The following is a 25,867-nucleotide window of genomic DNA, read 5'->3' as shown; positions in this document are numbered from 1 at the left end:
GGGGGTTCAATCGGGCAGTCTCCGTGCCGTCCGGGCGGCCACGAGGCAGCTCTCGCCGTTGGGCAACCGGAACACCCACTGCACGTCGGCAAGGAAGCGGTAGCGGAGGAACGCCGCTCCGCTCTCGAAGGCATAGGTCTCGTCGAGCACGAAATGGTACTTGAGCATGTACGCATCCAGCTCACGCCACGGCGCGCAGTAGATGGCGTCGGTGGGCGGCACGGAGGGGGGAAGGCGGTCCAGCGGCAGGCCGCCGGTAAGCAGCAAGGCGAGGAGGGCGCCGTTGGTCAAAGCCTCACCCCGGGACTCGCGCCGCGAACATCCGGATGGGGCGTGTCATCGTCGCCGCTTCCCGCCGATGAGCCCGCCGCGTTGGTATTGCCGCAGCGCATAGAGCGCGAGGCGCCTCTTGCCGCCCTCAAGCGGGTAGAGGAACTGGCCGGCCACTTGGTTTTTCCAGTAACGGTGTCCCGTGCCCACTTTCACGGGACGCCCCTTCAGCAGGCGCCAGATGTTGCTCCAGTAGCGCGTGGCCAGGGGCGAGAGGATGGGTTCGAACTTGGAGGCGCCGAAGCCCAGCTGATGGTGGATTTCGCCGAAGGCGCGAATGACCTCGCGGTCGGCGCTGCGGACGATGTGGTTGATCAGCGTGGCGGTGGTGGCCCTGTCGATCACCAGGTGAGGGGCGGTCTCCGCGGCCCTCAGGAAACGGGGGAGCGTCTCGTGGAAACCTTGGGCGATCTTCTCCTGCCGTGGCGCCCAGCCGTCCCATTGGGCGCCGACGCCGGCGAACGAGGGCGCGACGCCGTCCGGGGTGTCCATGAGGCCCACGGCCGATGGCTCGGGCGCCGAAAACAGGAACTCGACGATTTCCACGCAGTCGAAGACCATCTCCATGTGCGCGTGCGGCACGCCGTAGTCGAAGAACATGGCCTTGTGCTTGGTGTCCTTGGCCGCGAACTCCTTGCGCGTGCCGAAATAGAGCCAGGTCCATTCCTTCGCTTCCGGGAACAGCTCGCTGAGGACCGACGCCGCGGTGCCGCCCCAGCCGACGTCGATGATGGCCACCTTCGCGGGATTGCGCAGGAGGTCGTTCTGTTCGAGGTACCTTCGGAGCAGCCGCCGCGCATCCCGCGCGATGCGGGAAAGGTCCTCCTGCGCCTCGAGGAAGAAGCCCTCCAGGTCCCGTGTGCTTATCTCGCGGCCGACGACGGGATCGCCGCGGAAGTGGGCGCGGGCCCGCGCGAGGAGCGTGTCGGTGCCCTCGCCGATCCGCGCGACATAGTCGGAAACCGGCGCCACGATGCCGGAGGTGAGCTGGTAGAGGACGGTCTCGCTGCGGAGGTCGAGGCCCGCGCGCAGCAGCACCGAACGCGAGAGGTGAACGTAAGGGGGGGCCGGCGGGCAGGGGGTCAGCCGTGTGAACGCCTCGCGGGGCAACTTGCCGTCCCGGGCCACGAACGCCACGCGGTCATGGCCGCCTTTGGCCGCTTCCCTGGTAACCCACTGGGCGTAACCAAGCACCAGCGGCGCCACGACATAGCGGCCGATGTCCCCCCAGAACTCGCGGGGGCCGCCTGGGACGAAGCTGTCGCGGATCACGCTTCCGGCGGTCGACCCCTGATGGGACCCGTTCGAACCCAGGGCCGCGATCAGCGTCGTGACGTGGTGGGCGTCCGCGCCGCGTGGCGATGCGTTCGCGACCAGGACAGACTTGACGCCAAGGCTTCGCGGCACATGGAAGTCAGATGTGGCGTTGTCCCCGAAGTGCAGCATGCGGTCGAAGGCGACACCCGTCCTATTGGACAGCAGGCGGAAGGCGGACCCGTCGTATTTCGCGACGCCGTCCTCCGAGGAGATGATGAGGTCGTCCACGTTGATCTTGTGGCGGGAGAGCAAGGACATCACGAAGCCCTTGCCGAGGTACATGTCGGAAACGGCGATCACGCGCTTGCCTTTGGCCCTGGCGATCGAGGCCCAGGTGACGAGCTCAGCGCGGGGGTAGAGGCAGGAGGATTCAAAGGCGCTTTCGCGGGCGGGGTCGCCGTCGATATGCGCATAGATCTGTTCGAGGGTCACGTCCCGCGCGCTCGGATGGCGGTTACGCGCCGAGGCTTCGGCGTGGCGGCGTTCTTCCCCGAATGCCCGTGAGCCGGTTTCGGAGCCGAGGGCGTCGAACAGGTGGGATGGCTCGAGGAACGGTCTCCTGAGCAAGGTGTCGAAAACGTCGAAGCTCACCAGCTCGGCGCGGTCCAACGCCTCGGCCACCGTGCAGCGGAACGACTTGTCGAGGAAGTAGGGCGGAAAGTCCGCCACGGGTTTCGGGGCTGACATCAGGAGTCCTCCGTGGGCCGAGGCGGCGCGGGGGGCTCGCCGGTGAACATCCACGCGGGGCTCGGCACCATCGCGGCCATGACGGGGGTGAGGGCATGGCGGGTACGGGAGACGATGCCGAGCCCATGGCATACCGGCAGGGCGGAGGCGGCAGTCATGCGGGACCTCCCGCCGGTTCGAACGTCTTGCGGAAGAATTTGCTGTCGATGGTGCGGCAATGCGCGAGGGCGTAATAGGCCTCGAGCGCGTGTCCCAGGTTGCCGCGCCACAAGGCCGTGGCACCTGCCTTCTTGATGAGGTCATAGCGGAGCCTGCGGGTTTCCCCGAGATACGACGCCCGGGCGAGGTCGGGGATGGCGCGGACCGCCTCGGCCGTCAGCACCTGGCGTCCGCCGTTCCAGACGCCGTCGATCGCCTCGTAGGCCACGGCAAGCTTGCGGATGACCGGATGAAACTCCGGTGCCTGCAGCTCGGCGTAGGATTTGGGCGTGAGCCAGTCCTGGGTGGGATCGGCGCGTCCTTGGGCGCGTTCGCGCGCGGAAAAGAGGGCGAGGTCGCGGGCGAACGATTGGCGGACCTTCCGCTGGTGGGAGACCTGGCCCGGATGGACCCGGTAGTGGATGAAGGTGTGGTGGGAATTCGCGACCGCGCCCTTTTCGGAAAGGCGAAGCCACAGGTCATAGTCCTCCGCGTTCTCGAAGGATGTTCGGTAACCGCCGGCCGCGAGCACGGCCTCGCGGCGGAGCATCACCGCCGGATGGCAGAGCGCGCACCGTCCCCGCGCGAACAGCGCGTGCCTCACCTCCTCGGGCCGGCAGGGGTAGTTGCTTTCCCGTCCGGCCGTATCATCGGCGGTGATGACCAGCATCTGCGCGCCGAAGGCCGCGATCTCGGGATGATGGTCGAGCCATTTGATCTGCGAAGCGAGGCGTCCCGGAAGGGACACGTCATCCGCATCCATCCGCGCCACATACCTGGTCGTCGCTTCCGTGAGCCCACGGTTGAGCGCGGCGGCGATGCCGGCGGGCGGTTGGCGGATGATCCTGACGCTGTCCCGCTTGAGGAGGCCCGCCGCGCGCGCTTCCCAATCGTCATTGGACCCGTCATCGACGATAATGAGCGTGCCGAGGGCTTCATCCTCAAGAATGCTTTTCACCGCCGGAACGACGAAGCGGGCTCCGTTCCGTATCGGCATGACGACATCTGCGCGAAGGGTCAAATCGTACTCCACTCAATCATGCAATGGCGCAAGGTTCACGTATCGTCCGCTGCCTTCGAGAGGCGCGCGATGAAGGACTTCCGGTAATCGGAAGGGGTGGTGTTGAACTCGGCGCGGAAGGCGTCGGCGAAGTGCTTGTCGTTGTCGTAACCCGCGCGCCTTGCCACCTGCTTCACGAGCAGGCGGGTTTCGCGCAGGAGCTTCGCCGCATAGCGCATCCGCGCCTTGCGGATCAGTTCCCCGGGGGTCGGCGCGTCGACCTTTTCGAGCTCGCGCCGGAACTTGGTTTCCGACATGCCGTCCACGCGGACCGCGAGGGCGTGGGAGGACAGGATGGCGTCCTTGTATCGTGCGGTCCGCGACGGGGTCCAACCGAGCGCCGCCGCCTCGTGGCGGATCGCCTCCTTGGCTTCCCACTCGCCCTCCACCCATCCGTCGATGATGAACATCACGCGCTGAAGGAACGGGTCAACCTGTTGTGGGCGCCGGTTGCTTGCCATTTCGTATGAAAGCGGTTCTGGTTTCATGATGTGGGCAACATCCACCCGTTCCCGAAAGTCGAATGACTCGCGGGATGCGCAGAAATCTGAAAAAGAAAATGTTATTCCCCCCGCTTTCTCTCAGCGGTGAAAGGCGTTTATCACCAGGGCGGCTTAAGGTCATCTGATGAGTGGGAAATCACCCCGTAAACGTGGGAAATCCGCCGTTCAGCAGGGCTTGCGATTAACGGCATGGTTACTTCCCCTTCGCCGGGAGACGGTTTGTCTTTTTGCCGTCAACCGTCGGCAAGCAGTCCCACGATGATTGCGGATGCTCGAAGGGATTGGCGTCATATCCGAGGACGATGCGCCAGATGTGCACGTAGTCGCGCGCGGCAGCCGGGGCGGCGACGATGGCCACGGGGGCGACCAAGCCTGCCGTCGCGAGAATGAGCAACGCGATACGTACTTTCCGCAGCGGTTCGGGCGCGGCTTTGCGAGCGCATGGGTCTGTCATGACGGGCTCCTGATGTCCGGGAGCAGCGTGAGTTGGTTGGGATCAGCCCGGATGGTTTCCGTTGCAGTCCCGCCAAGCAATGAGCGCCCTCCTGCCGTCGCAAGTGGCCCGTGAAGGTTGACCAGCGCCTTTTCAAAGACGGCCATCACGGCACCGAGCGCGGGTGGTGGCGCGAGGTGCTGCATCTGCCGGACCGTGGCGAGTGTGATGTCGATCAGCAGGCATGGGTTGTCGAGATGGCGAACGACGTAAAGGTGCGTGGTGCGGTGCTTCACCAGGGACCAGTAGATGGGATTGGGCAGATAGCCGTTGTGGCCCCGCACCTTGAGGCAATTGTCGAAGCGCATCCCGGTTTCGACGAGGTGCCGGGCGTGCACCAGCTTCTCCATCACGAACGCGTCATGCGAACCGATGACCGGCTTTGGGACCAGCGGACGCGCGAGGTCGGCGAGGATCTCCGTTTCGGGAAGCGGCGCGAGCAGGTTGATGCGGCGCTGGCAGTCCTGGCGGTGGAGACGCACGGCGCCGCCGAAGCTCAACGTCGATTCCAGCAGCACCGGAGTGGCCGCGAACCAGTCCGTGCCGAGAAGGTAGGTGTGGCGGGGATTGTCGCGCAAACCCATGCGGATGAGGTAGAGCGCGAACTTACGCACAAAGAGCGCGCGTTGCTTTCCGGTGTGAGCACCGGCGCGGTCGCGGAAGCGGGTCGTCCAGTAGGCAAGGCGATCGAGTCCGTCGCCGTCCGCGGTGAAGTCCATCGCGGGCAGGCCCTCGTCGCCGCGTAGGACACCTTTCGCGAAATCCCGCATGTCTTTGGCGTCCGACGTCATGGAGCATCACCCCTGTGTGCGGGGATGGGGACCTCGAGGTTCGCGGGCGGAAAAAGGCACGACGACCGGGCGGCATACGGGTCCGACGCGGGGCAGGCGGGCTCCAGTCCGAACGCCGCCCGCCACACGTGCGCGTAGGAGCGGGCGAAGTCGGGCGCGACGACGATCAATGCCGGAATGACGTAGGAGAGGGCGAAGACGCAGATCAGGCCGCCGATCCACTGGTCCGTCGAGCCGGGGATCATGAAAGGCCGCGTGTTGGATTTTTCCTCAACCTTCTGCTTCAGCGCGGGCCAGAGGTGCGCCGCCTCTTGCAAGCGCTGGTCCCAGGCGGCGCGGTAGGCACGGATGGTGGCGTCCCCTGAATCCGCATCGGTGCGGAACTCCGTCCCGTACAGATACGCGAGCGTGGTGCACGCCCTGGTGAGCGTGAAAAGCGTGGCGGGCGTCGCGGCGGGTTGGAGCTTGATGTTGATGAGCCGCCCACCGGCGTTCTCGAACGTGGCGACACACGCGGTTTCCACGAACAGCGCGAAGGCCAGGCGCTTGCCGTGGATGAGGTCGAGCCAATACCCGTGGTCGACTGGCTCACCCCGCTTCATCGCACGCAAGGTATCCTCCCACACGTGACGGCTGTGAGGATGGCGGATGCAGTCGTCGGGTCGTCGGTACTGCACGACGCGGTAGTCGCGCTCGGTGAGCGCCTGGAAGGGGGCATCGTCGCGCGGGCGGTAATGTTGATCGACGCGGTGAAGGATTTTGAGCATGTCCCTCCGCCGCTCCCGGCGCGATGCCGTGGGTGGTTCCGGCAGGCGGCCGGGAAGGAGGGTCCGGATAAACGGGACGCACGCCGCGAACTCGGTGCGGGACGAATACAGATTGCACATCCAGGAAATCTGGCGCGCCGCCCGCTCCATGATGTTTCCGGATTTGAGGAGCCGCCGGAGGTGGGCCGAAACCATCCAGAGGACGCAGGTGCGGACGTCTTCGTCATCACGGGTCCCCTCGTCCTCGAACTCGCAGATGGCCGTGAAGGCGATGCGGCAGGCGGTGTCCTTCTCAAGGGGTAGAATGCCCGGGAGCGGCCAGAGCCCGTGCGTGCGCTCACCATCGGCGGTGAGGCCGGCAAGCACGTTCTCCAGCTGTTGCCAGAATGGCGTATCGAATGCCTTCATTGCAGCGCGGGCTCCATTCGTGTCTGGGGTGCCGGTCATCACGGCGCATCTCCCGGGCGGCACGTCTCACCGGTGCGGTTCGCGTCCCCGCCCAGTTCGCGACGGAACTTTTCGGGGATGAAAGGGGGATTGACGCCGTGGGGGCCGACGCGCTGGTCGAGGGCCGCCACGGAGCGGGAGACGAAGTCCCGCAGCCCTTCCGGTGTGTTGAGATAGCTCCATTCCAGATACTCGGAACCGCCCAGCATGAAGAGGGCGCAGAGGAGTTCTCCCTGGGTGATCGCGAAAAGCCTGCCGCGCCCCTCCGAGATGCGCAGCCAGTATCCGGCGGCAAGGTGCGGTCTGCCGAGGCAGTTCCCGGCCTGCGTCCCCACGGTGAGCAGATGCTCGGGGTGCACAAGCTCGGAGAGGGTGAAGGTGTTGTGCTGGAGCCAGACCACCGGTGCCGGGTCCGGCTCCCGCATCGACGCCCGGAACAGCACCCGTGGCCGCCGGACGCATTCCCGGAGGATGCGGATGCGTTCGTCGCGCTTCAGCCGCACGGCGCCGCCAAAGCCGAGTTTGGACGTGATGGCGCCGGGGCGGCCCGCAAACCATCGCAGGCCGCCGATGATTTCCTCGGGCAAGAATTCGTCGCGGCCGTGCCGGATCATGAAGACCGCAAGCTTGCGGATGATGGCCGTGAGCTCAGCGTCCGTGGCATTGGGGTGCATGCTCAGGAATTGATCCGTCCAGCGCAGGAGCAGGAGACGGGAGCGGGGCGTTCGCGGGTAGGTGATCGGGGCAAGCCCGGGGTGCCCAGAGACGGTCTTGCCGCCAAGGACATTGGCAACCTTTGTCCGGAGGCGCAGCAGGCGGCGTGAGATGCTGGTCATAGATCCCCCCGGAGAAGCTTTTGCGGGCCGATGAGATCGGAGGTCTCCGGGTCTGGGTCATCGAACCAGGGGCAGAAGGCCTGGTCACCTTCCAGAATGATTTCGGTGATGCCGTCGAAGAGGGGTCCGCATTCCGAATTCAATTTCTCCACGCAGGCATCGACGAAGGTCGGGAGCCCTGCGGGAAAGCTATGGAACTGCCATTCCCGGTAAGCATGGTCCTGCACGGTGAAGAGCGCGCACGGTTTCAGGCGGTGCCGGATTTCGAACACCCTCATGTCCTCGGCGGCGACCGCGTTCCAGTAACGGGCAAGGGGCAGGCCCTTGCGGGAGAGGCAATTCCCCAGCTCCTTTCCCGCGCGCAGGAGCTGGCGGGGATGGCGAAGCTCTTGGAGCGTGAAGCATTTGGAAAGCAGCCAGGTGACCGGCGGCGCTTCATCGGCCTGCAGCGCCGCGTGGAGCTCTCGCAGCTCATGGAGATGCACCGGCGTGAGGGGGGTATCATCATGCGGCATGGCGTGCCTCCGCGGTCCCGTCGCGTTCGATCTCCTTGAGGCAGAAGAACAGCAGCCACGGCATGGTCCCGCGTTCGCCGTTGCAGGCGTTGCAGGCCGCGACCTCATTGAAGAAACCGCGGCGGCCTCCCTCGCAATGGGGGATCAGGTGCTCGAGCGTCACCTCGCGCCGGCGCCTAGGGCGGGTGAAGGGCGGCGGCAGCATCGGCACGGTGCAATAGAAACAGCGGCCGTCCTGCTCGAGGAACAGTTTCGCGCGCCGTACCGGGTCCTCCTGCCTGAGCTTGCCCATCAGACGGTTCCCCCGAACGCGGTGTCGCGCCGGAGGCGGCGGCTGCTGCGGTTCGGCTTGTCGGGCGGCAAGCTCCGCGAGCGCTTGCCCCTCGTCAGGCGCTTGGCCTTGATGATGGCCACCACCACGCTTTCGACCGCGAGCTGGCGCGCGAGGTTGAAGCTGAAGACGCCGAACCGCGCCTCGAGGTATTCGGTGACATCGGTGAGGATGTCGCCCAGCATCGGCTCGTTCGGAAACTGCACCTGCAGCTCCTTGAGCGCGCCGCGCCTGACGCTGAGCAGGGCGATGCGGGCCGTGCCGGAACGCAGCGAGAAGAGCCGCAGATGGTCGTTCTCGACGTGGCGCCAGTATTCGAGCTCCCAGAGCAGCGACGGCGAGGCGCAGGGCGACACGCGCGTCCGCGCGTCGTGGGGGAATATGCGGCAAAGGCAATTGTCGAGGCGCATGCCCTCTTCCCAGAGGTGGAAAGGATGCGCGAGTTCGTGGAGGGCGTAATGGCCGGTGTCGTTCCGCCAGACCACGGGTGGCGCGTCGGGGTCTCCGGCTTTCGCCGCCATGTCGCTGATTTGCGACTCGATGCACGCGTTCCCGCCCGCGCGGCTGGCGCGGGCCTCCTCCTGCATGCCCCGCATCACCAGGCCCCCGAACCCGATGCCGCAGCCAAGCAGGCCGATCTCCAGCACCGCCATGCGCGTGGCATAACCCACCCGCGTGAGGAAATCGGGATTGGCGGCGATGGTCCCGCCCTTGCGCGCGAACAGGATCAGCTTGCGGGCGAAGTGCGTAAACGAGACGTCCCGGGGCCCCCGTGTGGGTTTGAAGATCTCGGCCGCGAGGTTGAGCCCGAGGATGGTGTGGCCGATGATCTCCGGGTTCTTCGTAAAGTCGAGGCTCCGGTCTTCCCTCTCGTTGATGTAGACCTCGCCGAAGGCGGTCCTGCCCGCGAGCAGATTATCAAGCATCACGCGCCCCTCAAGCATCGCGGCCCTCCCTCTGCGGGAAGGCGAGGACGACGCCGTCGGCGGATTCCTCCAACGCGTATCCGGGTTCCTCCCACGGAAGCTTTGGCTGCCTGGCCTCGTAGAACGGGTTGGGCTCGTAGAGGCCCTGGTACATCGGATCGGTGAGGTAGCTCGGCATGCGCACGATCGCGCCCCTTTCCCTCGGCCGGAACAGCGCGAGTTCGTTGGCCTTCATGCGGTGCACGGAGCGCAGCAGCGCGTCGCCGAGATAGGCCTGCAGGGCGTTGGCCGCCATCGGCGTCGCGGCGCCGAAGTATTGGTGGTAGGCGCAGTTGTTGAGGATCGCTTCCCAGTGGTCCGGGTAGGTCGCCTTGAGCTGTGAGAGGTCCTGCCAGAACGTCCACACCCGGATGCCGTAGCCCCTCATCAGCGTGACGGCGGTTACCAGCTCGCGCATCTCACCGAGTTGCGCCGCTTCGTCGACCAGCAGCAGGGTCGGCTCCGCCGGCGGCGTCCGCCGGCGCGTCAGGACCGTCATCAGGCAGGTCATCCACAGCCGCAGCAGCTTGCCGTGCGTGGCGAGCTTGTCCGGCGGGAGCACCAGGTAAAGGGTCATGGGGTCTCCGCGCTCGACCTTCCTGAGGTCGACCGTGGACCTCTTCAGGCTCGTGAGCACCGATCCGCCCATCAGGTAGGAGATGAGATCGACCGCGGTGGACGTGATGGCGATGCGGGTCTTGTCCCAGGCCATGCCGGCCGGGGCGAAGGGGGCCGCGATTTCGGGATGGCACTGGTTCTCGAAGGGCTGGTGGCGGAAGTCCATCGCGAACTGATCGTAGCTCAGCACCAGCGTGAGGACGTCCTCGAGCGTCGGCGAGGGAAGGTGGGCCGAGGCGTGGGCCATCGCGCAGGCGATGAGGCTGGCTGCGCGGTTGTCCCAGTAAGGGTCTTGGTTCTTGCCGAAAGTCTTGTCCTGGACCACGGCGCGCGCGAGCGTGACGAAGTCTTCCCACCGCGCCGTCCGGGGTTTGCCCACGATGTCGAAGGGATTGAGCGAGGCGGGCTGGACGCAGCCCGTGATGCCGAAGGGGTCCAGCACGTGGACTTTCTGGCCCATCGCGCGCCGCCTTGCCGCCGTCACCGCGTAGTTCTCGCCCTTGGGGTCGATGACGATGGCCGGGCCCTGCCACGTCAGCAGCGCGGGGATGATGCAGGAGACGCCTTTGCCCGCGCCGGTGGGGGCGACGGTGACCAGGTGCCCGTCCGGCCCCTCGTCCCAGATCGGGGCCGGGAAGCCCTTCGCCTTTTCCTTCTCGGCAATACCAAGCACCAGGCCGTGCCGTGGGCCATTTCTACGTTGTGACATGACGCTTCACTCATCAAAACATGACAAAATCAAACAGACCGCCCCTAGTGCGTCGAAGGCAGGCAGACCCGCTTCAGCATCTGCCGCAGACGGAAGTGTGAGGTGATGCGGGTCAGCTTCAGCCAGCGCAGGAAGACGAGGATGATCGCGGTTCTGACCTGGTCCCGTTCCATCTCATCGGGGATGTGCTGGTTGAAGTCGCGGAAGAGCGCCGCAAGCATCAAGCCGATCTGGCCGACGGCATTGTTGCCGCCCTCCAGCGTTACCGGCGCGCCGCGCGGCTCGCCGTCTGCGGTGTAGCCCTCCATCACGTTCAGCAGCTGCTCGTAGGGATCGGGGCGGTGCTTGCTCATGCGGCGCCCCCTTTGAAAAAGACGGCCGAGTCCGCAGCGAACTTCTGGAGAAATTGGTTGTACCGTGCCTCGCATTCCTCGAAGGACAGCGATGACGTGAGTGCCTCTGGATGCATCCGGCAGTACATCACCGAACGTCCCGCATCGAAGTACCATTGCTTCTTCCGAGGGTGCACCTCGAGCACGTAGGGAATGGCCTTGAGGATGGCGATGTTGGCGAGCGCGGGCTCGGGGTCCCATTCGTAGCGGAGCGCTGACCACGCCATGGTCAGGATGTTGTCGAACTGGGGCGTGGTGAGAAGGACTGCCGGGAGCGGTGACCATCCGCCGTCCGCGCGGTGGCCCCGCATCACGTTCGTCACGTAGACGCTGATTCCGCGCGCCGGTAAAATCGGCGGCTTCTTTGCAGGGCTGACTCCCGGCAATGAGCAAGACGCCGACAGCGGCACCGCACCCAGGCCGAAAACCGTCCGCCGTGAAATTGTTCCCGTGCCTTCTCCACGCATCGCGCACTCCCTCCAAAACGCAAAGGTGGTGCCGCGTCGCCCGATCAAGGACGCGATGGCTCCCCGCTCCCGTGGGTGACGGGAAGGACGGGAGTGGATCTTGCGGGACCCCGCTGCCATTCGCGAACGCTCAAGAGCGCCGCGGCACCGGGTGCGGAAAAGTAGCATGCAAATGGACGGGATTGCGGCGGTGGTTTGAATTATCGGAGGCGCGTGAACTGAGTGATACCCCACGGCTGTGCGCACGCTGTGGAACATTTTCCAGGATGCGCGCGGCACGCCAGCAAATGCGGGTCGCTCAGCGCGCGGATCATGCGCAACGCCATTTTTGGAAGCTTGGAAGCATGGTCCCAACACCGTTGCAATTGCGGAACATGCGCGTTTTAGTTTTCGTCGTGCGAGGGGGTGATTTCCCGCCGACGCTATTCGTCTCGCGGCGAACGATGGGGATCGGCCATCGCAATGCCGTCCAAGAACACCTCGGCGTCGCCGACACCGATCGCTTCGGCGAGCGTCTGGCCTGGCGGCCGGTAAAGGATGTGCCGCGGCCGCCCCGAGAACGCGCGCACGATGTTGGGGCGCTTGAAGCCGAGAAGCTGCGCGGCCGCCGCGTTCGACATGCCCGCCGCGCGCACGTGCTTCCGGACGTTGGCCCAGACGGCGGCGGGGTGCCTTCCCGAAACGCGGTAGAAGTCCCAATCGAGCCGTTCGCCATCGTCGAGAAGGCGCGTCAGCGCCTCAAGGGGAACGCGGAGCGCGTCGGCAAGGAAACCAAGGTCCTTCACCGAGAGCTCGCTGCGCCCGTTGCGGATGTGCAGGGCTTCCACGCGGTGAAGTCCGGCGGCGGCGGTGAGCGCCGTGGTCGAGATGCCCAGCCTGTGCAGGTGATAGGCCACGCGCGCCGCGAGACCATCCGGGTCCTGGCCATCCGCGAGTAAAGGTAATGGCCGTCGCGCCAGCTCCGTTGCTTCCGTTGCCCATGATTATGGGGCGGCGCACAAGCGGCGGAACGGTCATTGCTGAAAACATGACCAGGAATGATCGCGGGTGCATCGGATGCCCACCAAAGAGGCACGCCGCAAGACACCCCGGCGCAATTCCGTCAGTGTCCGGCCATGGGAGAAGCGAAGGCGGTCGGAATGTCCGCGGCGAAAGCCGCGCACGTCGTCGCGATCAAGGCGACACCCCACAGCGTCGCCGCCGAACAGGCGCTCATCGCCGCCCTCATGGTCAACAACAGGCTCTACGACGACGTCGCCGGAACGCTCCGTCCGGAACACTTCTACATTCCCCTGCATGCCGCGGTTTTCGAAGCGCTCGAGCGCATCATCAACACGCGTGGCGTCGAAGCCAACCCGATCAACCTCGCGCAGGAACTCAACTCTACAAGCTTCAACGCCCAGAACGACCTCTTCCCGCACCTCTCCAGCATGTTCGAGCACGCGGGCCAGGCCGGCGACGTCAAAAGCCTCGCCGAGGTCATCTGCAACACCTTCACGCAGCGGATGCTCATCGGCCTTGCCGAAACGATGAAGGTGGAAGCGGAGAAGGCGGACTCACCGGAAGCCACCGCGGTCATCGTCAAGGAGGCGGGCGACGAGCTTTACCGGCTAGCTAACACCGGCACCACCTGCTCGCTCCGGAACGTGCGCGAAAGCCTGAAAGCGATGTTGCACAGCGCCGAGAAGGCCAAAAGGGCAGGGGGCGGCGTCACCGGCATCGGTTCGGGCCTCGTCGACCTGGATAATCTTCTGGGCGGTTTCCAGCGCAGCGACCTCATCATCCTCGGCGCGCGGCCGTCGATGGGGAAGACCAGCCTGCTCCTCAACATCGCCCACAACGCCGCCCAGGCGCTCGCGTCCGGCAACGACCACGGCGCGGCCGTCGGGGTCTTCAGCCTCGAGATGTCGGCCGAGCAGCTCATGCAGCGCATGGCGGCGGGACACGCCGGAATCGACGCGCAGCGCATCGCCAACGGCAACCTCACCGACGGCGAGATGGAACGGCTCACCCGCGCGGCGGGGGCGCTGGCCGAGCTTCCGCTCTACATCGACGATGCGCCGGGGATGTCCATCCAGGCGATGCGCGCCCGCGCCCGCCAGATGAAGCGGCAATACGGCATCGGCCTGATCGTGGTCGATTACCTGCAACTCGCCACCGCGCCCGGCCGGAGGAACGAAGCCAACCGTGTGCAGGAAGTGTCTGACATCAGCATGGGCCTCAAGCAGATAGCCCGCGAACTTCATGTTCCCGTCATCGCCGCCTCGCAGCTCTCCCGCAACGTCGAATCCCGCGACAACAAGCGGCCGATGCTCGCCGACCTTCGTGAGAGCGGCAGCATCGAACAGGACGCCGATGTGGTGGCTTTCCTCTTCCGGCCCGAATACTATCTCAAACAGCAGCTTGGCGGCGCTTCCGAAAGCGCCGCGTCAACGGACGCCGACCGCAAGAAGACCATCGAGCTCACGGACAAGCTGGAAAGGACCAAGGGCATTACCGAGCTCATCATCGCGAAGAACCGCAAGGGACCGACCGACACCGTGAACCTGCTGTTCCAGGCCGAAACCACCACCTTCCACAGTCTCGCCCGCCACGCGCACTGACGAACCGTCTCCGCAAGAGATCTGAGACTTACAGAACAACGTGATCTGACCGCTAAACCTCGTGCTCCCGCCGGTAGGCGGGCCTCGGCCGAGTTGCGGAAAAGGGCGCATGCGGAGCAGTTGGCCCGGCGGGAATCGGAATTGCGGTCATCGCCTCTCCGCGCGATGATCGAGGCCGAACTTCTTCAGGAACAGCGTATTGCCCGTGGGTGATCCCGGCTGGGTTCCCCACCGGTATCCTTTCCGGTGGCCGCTTGGCGTTCGCCATGGAGGTGCGCAGGCGCCTCATCGATAGGGTTGGATGAGCGCGGCGCTTTCGGAGCCCTACGCGTTTAGCAGGCCTACTGGATGTCGTAGCAGGTCGCCTGGCACCAGTACGCGCTGTCGTCCGACGACGTGATGGTCAGGCTCCATGCGCCACCCGGCGAGCTGATCTGGCAGCCGCCGCGCGGCTGGGAGGTCATGCCCTACTGGTAGCTGATCACGCACAGGTCGCGCGTGCCGAGGCCGTAGTCTGCGGGTTCCTGTTTTTGGCGATGTTATAGATCGGGCTCGCGTAGGTCTGGCGGATGGTGCCGGAGCCAGCCGCGCACGTGCCGGTCGCGGAACTGCAAAACTGCTTGGCGGTGTTGCACGCCACGACCTTGTTCAGGAGGGCGGTGACGGTGCCGAGGTTGGTGGTGTTGAGGTTCGCGGTCAGGTCCGGCGCCGAGGCTATGCACGCGCCTGTGGCTTGGTTATAGACTGCTTGTTGGTGGTGCAGGCGGCGATCTTCTTCGCGAGCGGTTCGTCCACGGAAATGCAGACGTTGTGGACGGAATCGTAAAGCTGCCCGTTCTTACCACAGTTAAAGATGTTGTTGATGCTCGACGTGGTGATTTGGTTGGCCGATCTTGGCGTTGATGCCCACCTGGCTGCTGTTGACCGTGTCGGCGCCGGCGGACGCCTCGAGTGCGGCGGCATTGCCGCAGAGCGCGGCGCCCAAAACGAGAAGTCCCAGAACACGCATTGAAGGTGCTTTCCTTGTCGTAGGCTTATCGGACAACGCGAAAACCGAACTGACAAGGGTGGCGCCGGAACGAGGGGAAGGGGCTGTTGCGAAAAGGAAACCCTTCCGTAGGCGGAGCAAATTGCGGATGAAGCCTCAACAGAAGCCCACCAACCAGACGCCCGTGTTAGGATGCCATTAGGGACATCGCGCGGAGTTGCTTTCCTCTGCGAGGATTCTAACCAACAAAGGAAGGTAATTGAGTTGTGGCGGGGGAACACGATGGCACTGAGGCGTCGGCCGTTGGCGGAACGGGTCTGCCGGTCGTTGTGCGCGTATCATGGCAATGCGCCGGACACGCGGTTCGAAGGCAAGGCGATGTGGGAATCCTACGCCGAGGAAGCGGGGCAGATCATCGACGGCGCGGGCATCATCGCGTTTCTGGCCGTGGTGCGCGAGGTTGCGCAGAACCCTTCCCTCACGGAAAAGCTGCGCGCGGATTTGATGGGCGCGTTGGAGGCCTTCGAAGGCTGATCGACAAATCTGGCCGCTTGCGGAGCATGTGCGAGGCACGCCAAGCCGTGGGCGATGGGATCTGCCTCGGCACTTCTGGCGTTTGACCCGCACGATGCAAAGGAGAGACCCATGGCCGATGATAAAACCAAGAAGGGCAAACAAGACCGCACGCGGATCAATATGAGCGAGCGGTATGAGGTCGACTACTGGAAGGACAAGTTCGGCGTCAGCAGCCAGGCGCTTGCCGGCGCCAGTCGCGCCACCGGGTCCGACAACGCGAAGGCGGTGGAGAAGTACCTGAAGGAAAAAGTGTCGAAGTAGGGGACGCGGGAAGGCGCTGTCAGGCGATCCATGTGGTGGCCACCATAAGCGGCCGTCGCCGGGTGAAGGCGATTTTAAAAACGAATGAAAGCCACCACCACATGGACCACCTCGACCTGCTGTCGGATCTTGTTGGGCAGCTGCGCCTCGAACGCGTGCCCGACGCCCTCGGAATGGCGCTCGATGAATACAAGCTATGCCTCCGCCATGACGAAGAGACGCTTGTCCCGCCGAACCTTCCGCAGGAGATCAGCGAACGCCTGGACCACGGCCGCGACCTTGCCGTGGCCCGCCGCAAGGTCATCAGCGACGCGATGGGGCAGGCGGTGAGCCATCTGCCGATCCGCGACTTGCCGAGGGAGTTCCAGAAGTTCCATCCGGACTACATGACCACCATCGCGCCCGAGGAGACGGAACGGGCCTTGAAGGCATGGGGGCTTGGCGCGGACCAATCCCGTTGAAGCCGGGGGCCGAAAGGCCCCCTCATTCGAGCTGGGCCCGCCCACGAGGTCCTCACGCGACATCACAAAGACCGATGAGGCCCATTTTCGCGCTGTTCCCCTGGTGTTCGGCTTGTGCCCGGCGTGAAAGGGCACATACGGTATCCACAACCTGTCAGCACCCCACATCCAGCGTTTTGTACCGAGTACGCGTATGCCCAGATGCGCACCATCGACAAGCTCAACCTTGATCACGGCCGCGGCACCATCGGGTTCGCGATGTCGGGCACCCGGCAGCGCTGGGGCCTCAGGGCAGAGCGCAAGAGCAAGCACTACACGACCGATTGAGGTCAGCTGCTGGAAGTCAGGTGAGCATCGATAATGTTGCAACAGGGGACACACGAGATGCGCGCGAAAGAATCCCGATGTGTACGCGCTGTGCACCATGTATCGGCAGACCAAGCGGAAGCACGTAGCCTGGCGCCATGGAAAAACTCATCACCTACGGGGTGCCCTGTCTGCTTGGCGCCGGTATCGCGATCTACTGGACCGCGCGCCTCGCGCTCACGATTGGTGCAATCACGCTTTGGCTTCTGATGTTCCTCGCGTGGCTGTGTCTCGTGTGGTTCATCAAGGGCGCGCCGCCGCGATTGGTGATGCGATATTTCTAGGCGGTGGCGTGGAAGGGGCACGTTGGCGAAGTGGGGACCACGCGATAGATTCCACGTGCACCATCAGGTGCCGAGATTCAAGGCTCGACGAATGCGGCTGTCGCACAGCTGAAACGAATGCTCCTCCGGCCTGCGGTCGGGGAGGCAGCAAAATAGCGCAAGCAATATACTGCGCCGTTCATTCGACGGCTTTGAACTCCCCGGCCACCTTGTTGGTGCGCCGTCAAGGAAAGCTGCGCCGAGTGCCAAAGAAAAAGCCAGCGTCCCCGTGGGATGTCGCGTGCGGGAGACGTCTCCGCGTCGCGCGCCTCGGCGCCAAAAAGACCCAGATGCAGGCGGCGGCGGAGCTTGGATGCAGTTTTCAAATGTATCAAAAGCTGGAGAAGGGGTCTGCCCGGCTTCACGCCGAGGATGCCGTGAATCTCGCGAAGATGTTTCGTGTCTCGGTGCTGCTGCTGATTTCGATCTGACCAACGTGACGCGGTGTTTCTGCCAGCTCATCGGAACAAGAAACGCAGTGAGGGCATTGAAGTGGACGCGGAGGACTTCTTCGCCCTCGCCAAGGAGCTTACACGCTGCCCAGCATGGCGATAGAACGAGGAGCGCGCGTAGAGCGATGTTTCAGGATAGAGTAGACTATGCGCTCGTATCTGAAAGTGGCATTGACCGGCATCGAAGGCTTGGACAACGACGTAATGTCCGGTTCCTCCGAGCCCGCAGTGGGGCCGCCGGGTAGGCCGTAATGCTGGCTTCGGATATTCTCCCTCCGCGGTCCCACGCTTGGTTTAAATGGTGGCTTTGCGGCTCGCTCATCACAGTTGTTCATGTCGGATTAGTCCTTTGGGCAACCTCCAAGCCGCAGGTCGACGAGGTTGCCGACGAGGTGACCGGCGCGATTGCGATGGAGCTTTCTCCGATCGTAACGCAGCAGCGTGTCGAAGCACCCGAAGCCGCCCTTGGGCCGCAAGCTGACGACGCCGTACCTACCCCGCCGACGACTGAAAAGGTCGAGGAACTCAAGCCGCTCGACATACCGCAATTTGAGCAATCACCTCTAGCGCCGGAGCCGGAGGTGGCGCTGCCCATTGCTAAACCCGCCAAAGAACCGACGCCGAAGCAGGAAGAGCTCAAAGAGGTCCAGCCCGAAAATCTGGCGCCTCAACAAACAGCATCTTCATCAGCAGCTGCGCCGCCTCAAATTGCGGTTACAGAACAAAAAACTCAGTCTACGAACCAAATCGGCGAGGCGATCAAAGACACCCAAGCGGTACTCACCTTCCAGAAATCAATCCGCTTGCACGTAAGGAAGCACCAAAGCTATCCCCGTGAAGCAAGGGAGCGTGAGCAGCAAGGCGCCGCCGTTGTTGAATTTACGATAGACCGCAGCGGAAAGTTGGTAGAGGGGAGAATTCGCTCATCCTCAGGCTTCGCTATGCTCGACGAAGAAGCATTGGCGACGATCCAACGATCCGATCCGTTTCCTTTCCCTCCAGACGACGCGACCGGACAGTTGCTCAAGTTCTCGCTCAAGATCGAATTCAGAATCAAATAGCGGCTTTTTTCTTCGCGCTGGTCCACCTGCTTACCTGCAGCCGTTCGAGGACGTGAACAAGCGCGTGCTCGGCTCGCCGCCAACATCCCGTTCTCAACTGGAATCTGCCGCTGTCGTTCATCGACGCGCGGGAGCAGACCTATATCAACGGGATGCGGTTACGCGTTCAACAGGCTGGAATACGCCCTGCTCCGCCACACGCTGGGGAGCCGGACCAGTTCCGCGAGCGCTACCGCAACCTCATCCTCATCCTGGGCACCTTTGGCGACGTGGTGCGCGGGCCGCCCCGGCAAGCATCGGCGAAAGAACTCATCGACGGCCGCATAGCTGATGTGCGGGCTTCGGACAGGCCCCGCTTCATCGAGAGACGGTGGAGACCGAGCTGCTGGCGCCCCACGAAGGCAACATCGCGCCCTACAAGATCGTGTCGTCCGAGTTCAAGGCGCGGCAGAAGGAATGGTCAAAAGGCTGAGAACGGCAAAGGGCAACGAAGTCTCCCGAAAGTGTGCGGCTTGCATATATCCTATCCAGGGGGATATGATGGGCTTATGAAGCACACAAACCATACCGACATTATCAAGCGCCTCAAGCGGGCCGAGGGCCATTTGCGGTCGACCATCGCCATGATCGAAGAGGGGCGATCCTGCGTGGACCTCGCGCAGCAACTCCACGCCATCGAAAACGCCGTCGCCAATGCCAAGCGCGAACTGATCCACGACCATATCGACCATTGCCTGGACGACGCGGTGGCGGGCAACGGCAAGCCCGCGAAAGCCGCGCTCGCCGAGTTCAAGGCCCTCAGCAAGTACCTGTAAGATGATGAAGTTGAAATTCACGGACGTGTTGGATTGGTTCGGCTTCTTCCACGAGAAGTCGCTCGTTGGTCACGGGCATAGCCATAGCGACGGCGAAGGGCACGGCCACAGCCATGGCGTCATCGACGCTTCCATCGCCACGACGGACCGGGGCATTTGGGCCATCAAGTGGTCCTTCATACTGTTGGCGATCACGGCGTCGTTCCAGGTCGGGGTGGTGCTCATCTCCGGCAGCGTCGCGCTGCTGGCCGACACCATCCATAACTTCGCCGACGCCACAACCGCCATCCCGCTGTGGATCGCCTTCCGGCTCGCCCGCCGCAAGCCGACCGACACCTTCACTTACGGTCTCGGGCGCGTCGAGGACCTGGCCGGCATTACCATCGTCGCCATCATCCTGTTCAGCGCGCTGGTTGCCGGGTATCAAGCAATCGAGCGCATCCTGCACCCGCAAGCCATCGGCGCCTTGGGGTGGGTCGCGCTTGCCGGGCTCATCGGCTTCATCGGCAACGAGGCGGTGGCGGTGTTCCGCATCCGCGTGGGCCGCGAGATCAACAGCGCGGCGCTGATCGCCGACGGCTATCATGCCCGCACCGACGGGCTCACCAGCCTCGCGGTGGTCGTCGGCGCAATCGGCGTGTGGCTCGGGTTTCCGCTGGCCGACCCCATCATCGGCCTCCTCATCACGGCGGCCATCTTTCTCATCGTCTGGCAATCCGCCTGGTCCGTGCTGACCCGCATGCTGGATGGCGTCGAGCCCGGTCTTGTTGCCGAGGTGCGCCACGCATCGGAGCACGTCAAAGGCATCACCAAAGTCGCCGACGTCAAAGCGCGCTGGCTTGGCCACAAGCTCCACGTCGACACGGCGGTGTTGGCCAATGCTGCAGCGACCTTGGCCGATGCAGACAAGATCAGCATGGCCCTCAAGAACGAGCTGTTCGCGCACATCCCCGCGCTGGCCGTCGCCAATGTCCGCGTCCATGCTTCGGATGAGGCCGTTTCAGGCGCACCGCAAGAGCACGCCGGTCATCACGATCATCATGCCCCGGCGCCGTTTCCCTTTGAGGGCAAGCTGGCGGGGGGCTTGGTGGAAATCATCGATACGCCCGAGGGCGAGCGCATGCGGGTGACATTCACCCACTATCCTGCGGGCTTGAAAGTCGCAGTCAACATCCGGCGCCCGTCGAGTGACGAGCATCTTGATTGCGCGCCGATGCGCGACGAGCCCCATCGCTACGTCAGCAACGCAGCGCCGGCGGAGCCGCATTCATTTGATGCCACGCTCAACCTGCGTGCCGGCGACCAATTAGAAATCATAGAATTTCAAATGGAAGAGCCCCACGGGCATTAGACAAAGCGCTTGCTCCTCCAGTCACTGGAGGACGTAGCGTGGGCACGGGTCGCCCTGCGGCCCCCGATGACAACAACGAGAAGCAATGCCGATGGCGCACGACCACGATCATGATAACCACAACGGTCATAAGCACGACCACGGCCATGATCACGGTCCGGGCCATGCCCACGCGCATGCGCCCAAGGATTTCGGCTGGGCCTTCGCGGTCGGGACGTCGCTGAATGTCGGCATCGTCGTGCTGGAGGCGGTGTTCGGCGTGCTGTCCAACTCCATGGCCCTGTTGGCCGACGCGGGACACAACTTGAGCGACGTCTTCGGGCTCCTCTTGGCGTGGGGGGCGAGCGCGCTGGTGAAGAAGAAGCCCACCGCGCGCTTCACCTATGGGATGGGCGCCTCCTCCATCCTCGCGGCGTTGGCGAACGCCATCCTGCTGCTGGTCGCGACCGGCGCCATCGCCTGGGAGGCGATCCAGCGGCTGCATTCACCCGAGCCGGTTTCAGGAATGACGGTGATGATTGTCGCCGCCATCGGCATTTTGGGGAACGGCTTCACGGCGTGGCTTTTCACCTCCGGCCGCAACGACGACATCAACGTCAGGGCAGCCTTCCTGCATATGGCCGGAGACGCGGCGATCTCGTTCGGCGTCGTCCTGGCGGGCGCGGTGACGCTCTACACCGGCTGGCTCACGCTCGACCCCTTGGTGAGCCTCGTGATCGCCGGGCTGATTGTCTGGAGCACATGGAGCCTTCTCAGGGATTCGGTGGTGATGGCGATGCAGGCTGTCCCGCCCGGCATCGACACGGCCGCGGTCAGAAAATCGCTGGAGACCCTCCCCGGCGTGACCCGGCTCCACGACCTTCACATCTGGGCGATGAGCACGACGAAGACCGCGCTCACGTGTCACCTCGTCATGCCCAAAGGGCATCCGGGCGATGCCTTTCTATCCGGCACCTCGGAAATGCTGAAGGACAGGTTCAAGATCGCCCACGCCACCTTCCAGATCGAGGTCTCGGAGACACCCGACTGTGCATTGGAGCCCGACGACGTTGTGTGACGCCCCTTATGCCGGGTTGTCGAGCCTGAAGGTGTTGCTCTCGCTATCGAAGTCGAACATCTCCCCGCAGCGCGCGAGGGATACGATGTTGCGGAGCGTGGATTTGGCGGAATCCTCGTCGATGTAGTTCTCAGGCTCGTCCTGGAAGCGCGAGTCCGGCGCGCGGCGGGCGGGCCGTTCGTCGAGCACGCGGCGGATGTGCCCGATGTTCGGGACATGCGTGATGAGGTGCTGACGGGTCCCGGTGCCGGAAGTGCCAAACACTGAGGCAGCCACCCGACGGACCGCTCACCCCATGATGTAGAGTAAAAGTCGACGCATTGCAGAGCTCATTTTTCGCCTTTGGGGACGATCTTCACTTTTAGTAGAACCTCCACGTTCGGCTCGACGATACACAGCAAACGCACCAATCGCTCCAGCGAAAACCGGTCAAATTTTCCGTGACGAATGCGCGATATTTCCGTCGGGCAAATTCCAGTCGCGGCCTCGAGCGCTACCGCTGTTCCCCACTTCGCTTTGACCGAGTATACGATTTGGTCTGCCACCAATTTCCTTGCATCGTCGACGCGAGACACCCATCGCGCAAAGATCTCCGCCTCGATAGCGGAAAGCTCTTGCGCCTTTGAATGTGGCCGGCGCGTATTGGGGGATAAATTATGTGTTCTGCTCATCCTGGTGCACCGGTCGCGAGTCAGTTTTTTGTTGGCTTCAGAGGAAACGGAGGTAACTTGATTTTCGTGCTGGGTTGAGCGAATCCGCCAAACGGTGGGGAAACGTGAGCCGTTGTCTTCGGCCGCAACAAAGCACCGCCGTTTCTCAAGAATTCGCCTTGCGGCACGAGGTTCTTTAATTGGCGTGCACGAGCTGTCCGCATAGCCTGCCGGTATCTGTCGTACACACTGCGGTTCAGAAAGGGAGCGTTGGCCAGATGCGCTTCCGCGTAAAAGCCCTTGGCGATTAACAGGAGTGCGTAGACAGGGGCTCCGAAGAGAAAAGTGCTCTCGAGATCCATGTCCTCGGGCGTCCTCGAACGCCATATTTGCAGATTATCTCGCAGACGATCTGAAAGCTGCACGCCCTCGCGGGCTGCCCGCCAGTATGCAGAGTCCTGACGGTTGTTGAGATGATAGTGAAGCTGCACTAAGTCGCGAACTTCATCGTACAACCGATGCACGTGGCGATTGTAGGCACTAATGAGAGCTGGCTCGAAATCGGTCGTGGGAAAAAAGCGGCGGAGCCAACGAACCGCCAAGTCGGTCATGAAAATCGCGGTGGCTTCTAGAGGTTCGATAAACCCGCCAGCGAGACCGAGGCCCACGCAATTTTTCACCCAGGCATTCCGAACCCGGCCGGTGCGGATCGGTATAATACGCGGTTCTCCGTCTCGCACGTCATATGCCCTAAGCAGCTCTTGAATGGCGTCATCGTCCGAAATGAACTGGCTTGAGAAGACGTATCCGGTGCCCACGCGTGTGGTGAGCGGAATATTGAAGTTCCAGCCTGCGGAAAATGCGGTTGCGCGAGTCACCGGAGGAATGTTCAAGGGGTCTTTTAGAGGAATTTGGATGACCGCTGCGCGATCGTTCAAAAGGTAATCCGAGTAAGACTCGAACGGCTCGCCTAAAGTCCGCTGAAGGATGGATCCTCTAAAACCCGTACAATCGATGATGAAATCAACTTTGTGTTCGTCGTGCTCACGAAGTTGCAAGCTCGCAACGAAGCCGCGCTCGTCTAGGGTAACCGAATCTACGTTGTCGACGATGTGCTTTACGCCGCGACGGGTTGCGATGTTTCGCAAAAACGCGGCCAACTTAGTGGCGTCGAAGTGATAGGTGTAGCCGATTTCACCGCTAAATTCTGGATCTTCCGGATTTCGGGGGGATAGATTTCCCGTGACAATGGGCACCACTGGAGAAAACGATTTCACATAGGACATGCCTGCATGAGAGTCTCCTCGCGATGGATCGAAGCTGACAAAATAGTCGGCAAGCGCGTGGCCTTCTAAGATCGGCGGCGCATTTAAGATATTCAAATACTCGATTGCATTGCCGTTCTTGTCGTGGTTCCAGTTCACGAAATGCGCAGCAACTTTGAAGGTCGCATCCGTCGACTCGAAAAATTCCGACTCCGTGATGCCCAACTGGTGTAAGAGGACCACCATTCCTGGCAGGCTCGCCTCTCCGACGCCGACAATGGGAATGTCGGGCGACTCTACGAGCGTGATATTGATGCTCTTGCGCGGGTCTTCCGCTGTGCAATAACGATTTAAGAAAGCAGCCGCGAGCCAACCGGCTGTGCCGCCTCCTACGATGGTGATGTTCTTAATCGGCTTTCCCATATACCCCCCCTTTCGATTGCAGACGTTCGGTCGTTTCAAGCCGCTCTAGTCCCCGCCCCCTCGTTTCGATCAAGCTTGTGAGTGCGAGGATCGACGCCAGCGCCATCGATGCAGCGCCGATGAACGCAATGAACTGCGTAGACGGTGGTGTCAGACCACTACTGACGATAGCGATGACAATCACACCGCCAAGCTTTGCTGATCCGGCAGCCAGACCACCTCCCCTGGCGCGCATCTGAGTCGGAAAGACCTCTGATGCGTAGACGGACACGACGGCCGATAACGAGCTGATGCCGCAGACCGGGATAATCATCAGCACCGAGATGAAGGATCTGTTGTCCGCGAAGGAGCTGGCGGCTACGATCAATGCGAACAGCGCAGCCATGGTAATGATTGTTAGCAACGCGATCGTCTTGCGGCTGCTCCAGGATCCATAAAGCCAGGCAACGACAAAAGTCGAAGGAAGGCCCATAAGCGCCGCATCCCGAAGGATGGAATCGGCGTCTGAAAAACCCACCTGACGAAGGTTCGTTGGCATCCAAAGATTAAGCCCGAACAGGACCAGTCCTGTAGCGAAGCCAATCCAACTTATGACCAATGAATGTCTTAGGAAGGGACCACTGACCAACCTCAGCCAAGACCCTGCACCAGCTTGTGCGAGTTTAACGGGAGTTTCGGTTATCCTTGCGCCATAACGCGCCATTACTGCTTTCGCTTCCTCGTCCTTCCCTATGGCGATCAGAAAGCGGGGGGACTCAGGAATGCATCTGTTAAGCGCAATCAGCGCCAGCCCCGTCGGCAAGCCGATTAGCCATAGAACTCGCCAGCCGTAGGTTGGTACAAGCGCGGCTGACAGCCAGCTCGTAATCACGTAGGCACCGGCAACATCGGCGCCGATCAAGACCATGAGCATTCCACGATATCGCGCGGGCATCGTCTCTGCGAGAAGCGTATAACAAATCGGAAGCATTCCTCCGACGCTAATCCCCATCAGGAAGCACATAGCTAAGTTCCAGCTGAAACTCGGCATTGCTCCGCATATCGATGTCGCGATGAATCCAAGACCGGCAAACAGGATTGAAGCGCGCCGCCCGATCCGATCGCCCAGCCAACCCCAAAGAAACGAGCCGATCACTGTGCCAACGATCGCAAAAAGCGCGACCAATGATACCGGAATTGTTCCGCGAGGATTTAAGGGAGACCACAAGTCGTATTCCAACGCCATTCCCGGCATCACGAAAGCGAGGGTCGTCGGCTTCATCACGTCTATGGTGACCGAGAACGCCATCGTGACCATCAACCCGAGGTGCGCCGGGGTTAGCTTCGCGTCGTCGAGGGTCACGACCTCGAGTTGCGACACGCGCTTTGCGAGTGCATTTGCCGACCGGGGAACCAAGCCGTAGAGGCTTGCGAGAAGTCCGAAGACGATGGCACACATGCCAACGATCATTGTCGAATCCATGGGCATTCCAGCCAGGCGGTATCCCATTTCGCGGCCCATCAGATACATAGGGATATGGGCGATAACGCCCGCGGTTACAGCAACAACGCCGATCCAAAACGCGATCGGGTTTTCGAAACTTACTCCGCTGTCTTTCTCTGACATCCGGCGCACTCTTGTCTGAGCGAACAAATTCAATTTCCGCTGGGGCGAGGCGCCCCAGCGGAATTCGACGGGTCATCCTTTTCCGTAGCGGGTGTTACTGGGGCATCGCCGGGAGAGGGGCAGGCAATCCTTCCCAACACCGCTCTCGGATCCCGACCGATGAGGAGTATTGCTGTTCGGCGG

The 25,867-nt window shown here is 62.9% G+C and carries 31 protein-coding genes; 11 read left to right on the top strand and 20 right to left on the bottom strand.

Annotation, left to right across the window (positions count from 1 at the left end; translation table 11 throughout):
• Nucleotides 1-6: 6 nt before the first annotated feature.
• From RLW55_RS01290 to RLW55_RS01220, 15 genes are all read right to left on the bottom strand, one after another.
• Complete coding sequence (locus tag RLW55_RS01290; protein WP_409562195.1) at nucleotides 7-291, bottom strand: hypothetical protein; 285 nt, start codon at nucleotides 289-291, stop codon at nucleotides 7-9.
• Nucleotides 292-336: 45 nt separating this feature from the next.
• Nucleotides 337-2,334: a hypothetical protein gene (locus RLW55_RS01285; protein WP_409562196.1), complete on the bottom strand. Its 1,998-nt coding sequence runs from the start codon at nucleotides 2,332-2,334 to the stop codon at nucleotides 337-339.
• A 154-nt stretch (nucleotides 2,335-2,488) separates the two neighbouring features.
• Nucleotides 2,489-3,553 (bottom strand): glycosyltransferase, encoded by a 1,065-nt coding sequence (locus tag RLW55_RS01280; RefSeq protein ID WP_409562197.1) that lies wholly within the window; start codon nucleotides 3,551-3,553, stop codon nucleotides 2,489-2,491.
• Nucleotides 3,554-3,588: 35 nt separating this feature from the next.
• Nucleotides 3,589-4,080, bottom strand: coding sequence for a helix-turn-helix transcriptional regulator (locus tag RLW55_RS01275; RefSeq protein WP_409562198.1), 492 nt, complete (start codon nucleotides 4,078-4,080; stop codon nucleotides 3,589-3,591).
• Nucleotides 4,081-4,288: 208 nt separating this feature from the next.
• Nucleotides 4,289-4,549 (bottom strand): hypothetical protein, encoded by a 261-nt coding sequence (locus RLW55_RS01270; RefSeq protein WP_409562199.1) that lies wholly within the window; start codon nucleotides 4,547-4,549, stop codon nucleotides 4,289-4,291.
• Nucleotides 4,546-5,379, bottom strand: a complete 834-nt coding sequence (locus RLW55_RS01265) for a hypothetical protein (protein ID WP_409562200.1) — start codon at nucleotides 5,377-5,379, stop codon at nucleotides 4,546-4,548. The genes RLW55_RS01270 and RLW55_RS01265 overlap by 4 nt, the downstream gene beginning before the upstream one ends.
• Nucleotides 5,376-6,554 (bottom strand): hypothetical protein, encoded by a 1,179-nt coding sequence (locus RLW55_RS01260; RefSeq protein ID WP_409562201.1) that lies wholly within the window; start codon nucleotides 6,552-6,554, stop codon nucleotides 5,376-5,378. Before RLW55_RS01260 ends, RLW55_RS01265 begins: the two co-directional genes overlap by 4 nt.
• A 38-nt stretch (nucleotides 6,555-6,592) precedes the next feature.
• Complete coding sequence (locus tag RLW55_RS01255) at nucleotides 6,593-7,429, bottom strand: hypothetical protein (RefSeq protein WP_409562202.1); 837 nt, start codon at nucleotides 7,427-7,429, stop codon at nucleotides 6,593-6,595.
• Complete coding sequence (locus RLW55_RS01250) at nucleotides 7,426-7,944, bottom strand: hypothetical protein (RefSeq protein ID WP_409562203.1); 519 nt, start codon at nucleotides 7,942-7,944, stop codon at nucleotides 7,426-7,428. The genes RLW55_RS01255 and RLW55_RS01250 overlap by 4 nt, the downstream gene beginning before the upstream one ends.
• Nucleotides 7,934-8,236: an HNH endonuclease gene (locus tag RLW55_RS01245; protein WP_409562204.1), complete on the bottom strand. Its 303-nt coding sequence runs from the start codon at nucleotides 8,234-8,236 to the stop codon at nucleotides 7,934-7,936. The genes RLW55_RS01250 and RLW55_RS01245 overlap by 11 nt, the downstream gene beginning before the upstream one ends.
• Nucleotides 8,236-9,201, bottom strand: a complete 966-nt coding sequence (locus tag RLW55_RS01240; RefSeq protein ID WP_409562205.1) for a hypothetical protein — start codon at nucleotides 9,199-9,201, stop codon at nucleotides 8,236-8,238. The genes RLW55_RS01245 and RLW55_RS01240 overlap by 1 nt, the downstream gene beginning before the upstream one ends.
• Nucleotides 9,202-9,211: 10 nt before the next feature.
• Nucleotides 9,212-10,567: a type IV secretory system conjugative DNA transfer family protein gene (locus tag RLW55_RS01235; RefSeq protein ID WP_409562206.1), complete on the bottom strand. Its 1,356-nt coding sequence runs from the start codon at nucleotides 10,565-10,567 to the stop codon at nucleotides 9,212-9,214.
• A 44-nt stretch (nucleotides 10,568-10,611) separates the two neighbouring features.
• On the bottom strand, nucleotides 10,612-10,920 hold the full coding sequence (locus tag RLW55_RS01230; RefSeq protein ID WP_409562207.1) for a hypothetical protein: 309 nt from the start codon (nucleotides 10,918-10,920) through the stop codon (nucleotides 10,612-10,614).
• Entirely contained in the window at nucleotides 10,917-11,426 is a 510-nt protein-coding gene (locus RLW55_RS01225) for a hypothetical protein (protein ID WP_409562208.1), read from the bottom strand. The genes RLW55_RS01230 and RLW55_RS01225 overlap by 4 nt, the downstream gene beginning before the upstream one ends.
• 422 nt (nucleotides 11,427-11,848) lie before the next feature.
• On the bottom strand, nucleotides 11,849-12,322 hold the full coding sequence (locus tag RLW55_RS01220) for a hypothetical protein (protein ID WP_423415341.1): 474 nt from the start codon (nucleotides 12,320-12,322) through the stop codon (nucleotides 11,849-11,851).
• A 243-nt stretch (nucleotides 12,323-12,565) separates the two neighbouring features.
• Here RLW55_RS01220 and dnaB point away from each other — a divergent pair, with 243 nt between their 5' ends.
• Complete coding sequence (gene dnaB / locus RLW55_RS01215; RefSeq protein ID WP_409562210.1) at nucleotides 12,566-14,029, top strand: replicative DNA helicase; 1,464 nt, start codon at nucleotides 12,566-12,568, stop codon at nucleotides 14,027-14,029.
• Nucleotides 14,030-14,876: 847 nt separating this feature from the next.
• Here dnaB and RLW55_RS01210 read toward each other — a convergent pair.
• The gene (locus RLW55_RS01210) at nucleotides 14,877-15,038 is read right to left on the bottom strand and encodes a hypothetical protein (protein ID WP_409562211.1); all 162 of its coding nucleotides are present in this window, start codon (nucleotides 15,036-15,038) and stop codon (nucleotides 14,877-14,879) included.
• Nucleotides 15,039-15,320: 282 nt separating this feature from the next.
• Between RLW55_RS01210 and RLW55_RS01205 the strand changes: the two genes are divergently transcribed.
• From RLW55_RS01205 to RLW55_RS01160, 10 genes are all read left to right on the top strand, one after another.
• Nucleotides 15,321-15,551, top strand: a complete 231-nt coding sequence (locus RLW55_RS01205; RefSeq protein WP_409562212.1) for a hypothetical protein — start codon at nucleotides 15,321-15,323, stop codon at nucleotides 15,549-15,551.
• Nucleotides 15,552-15,662: 111 nt separating this feature from the next.
• Nucleotides 15,663-15,854, top strand: coding sequence for a DUF3606 domain-containing protein (locus RLW55_RS01200; protein WP_409562213.1), 192 nt, complete (start codon nucleotides 15,663-15,665; stop codon nucleotides 15,852-15,854).
• Nucleotides 15,855-15,955: 101 nt separating this feature from the next.
• Nucleotides 15,956-16,315 (top strand): hypothetical protein, encoded by a 360-nt coding sequence (locus RLW55_RS01195; protein WP_423415340.1) that lies wholly within the window; start codon nucleotides 15,956-15,958, stop codon nucleotides 16,313-16,315.
• 201 nt (nucleotides 16,316-16,516) lie between these two features.
• Complete coding sequence (locus tag RLW55_RS01190; protein WP_409562215.1) at nucleotides 16,517-16,642, top strand: DUF4113 domain-containing protein; 126 nt, start codon at nucleotides 16,517-16,519, stop codon at nucleotides 16,640-16,642.
• A gap of 137 nt (nucleotides 16,643-16,779) precedes the next feature.
• The gene (locus tag RLW55_RS01185; protein WP_409562216.1) at nucleotides 16,780-16,965 is read left to right on the top strand and encodes a hypothetical protein; all 186 of its coding nucleotides are present in this window, start codon (nucleotides 16,780-16,782) and stop codon (nucleotides 16,963-16,965) included.
• Nucleotides 16,902-17,435 (top strand): helix-turn-helix domain-containing protein, encoded by a 534-nt coding sequence (locus RLW55_RS01180; RefSeq protein ID WP_423415339.1) that lies wholly within the window; start codon nucleotides 16,902-16,904, stop codon nucleotides 17,433-17,435. Before RLW55_RS01185 ends, RLW55_RS01180 begins: the two co-directional genes overlap by 64 nt.
• 272 nt (nucleotides 17,436-17,707) lie before the next feature.
• Entirely contained in the window at nucleotides 17,708-18,517 is an 810-nt protein-coding gene (locus RLW55_RS01175; protein WP_409562218.1) for an energy transducer TonB, read from the top strand.
• A gap of 548 nt (nucleotides 18,518-19,065) precedes the next feature.
• Complete coding sequence (locus tag RLW55_RS01170) at nucleotides 19,066-19,332, top strand: metal-sensing transcriptional repressor (RefSeq protein ID WP_423415338.1); 267 nt, start codon at nucleotides 19,066-19,068, stop codon at nucleotides 19,330-19,332.
• A 1-nt stretch (nucleotide 19,333) separates the two neighbouring features.
• Nucleotides 19,334-20,683, top strand: a complete 1,350-nt coding sequence (locus tag RLW55_RS01165) for a cation diffusion facilitator family transporter (protein WP_409562220.1) — start codon at nucleotides 19,334-19,336, stop codon at nucleotides 20,681-20,683.
• 91 nt (nucleotides 20,684-20,774) lie between these two features.
• Entirely contained in the window at nucleotides 20,775-21,740 is a 966-nt protein-coding gene (locus RLW55_RS01160) for a cation diffusion facilitator family transporter (RefSeq protein ID WP_409562221.1), read from the top strand.
• Between the two features lie 6 nt (nucleotides 21,741-21,746).
• Here RLW55_RS01160 and RLW55_RS01155 read toward each other — a convergent pair whose 3' ends face one another.
• From RLW55_RS01155 to RLW55_RS01140, 4 genes are all read right to left on the bottom strand, one after another.
• Nucleotides 21,747-22,004, bottom strand: a complete 258-nt coding sequence (locus tag RLW55_RS01155) for an AAA-associated domain-containing protein (protein ID WP_409562222.1) — start codon at nucleotides 22,002-22,004, stop codon at nucleotides 21,747-21,749.
• A gap of 65 nt (nucleotides 22,005-22,069) precedes the next feature.
• Nucleotides 22,070-22,285: a hypothetical protein gene (locus tag RLW55_RS01150; protein WP_423415337.1), complete on the bottom strand. Its 216-nt coding sequence runs from the start codon at nucleotides 22,283-22,285 to the stop codon at nucleotides 22,070-22,072.
• 146 nt (nucleotides 22,286-22,431) lie between these two features.
• A complete protein-coding gene (locus tag RLW55_RS01145) occupies nucleotides 22,432-24,078 on the bottom strand; it encodes a tryptophan halogenase family protein (protein WP_409562223.1) in 1,647 nt (548 codons plus the stop codon).
• Nucleotides 24,062-25,420 carry an MFS transporter gene (locus tag RLW55_RS01140; RefSeq protein WP_409562224.1) on the bottom strand — a complete coding sequence of 453 codons (1,359 nt, stop codon included), beginning with the start codon at nucleotides 25,418-25,420 and terminating at the stop codon, nucleotides 24,062-24,064. Before RLW55_RS01140 ends, RLW55_RS01145 begins: the two co-directional genes overlap by 17 nt.
• Nucleotides 25,421-25,867 lie beyond the last annotated feature (447 nt).

The sequence above is a fragment of the Hyphomicrobium sp. B1 genome (assembly GCF_049532635.1).
In the GTDB taxonomy this organism is placed as follows: domain Bacteria; phylum Pseudomonadota; class Alphaproteobacteria; order Rhizobiales; family Hyphomicrobiaceae; genus Hyphomicrobium_B.
This window is presented reverse-complemented; position numbering and strand designations above follow the sequence as displayed.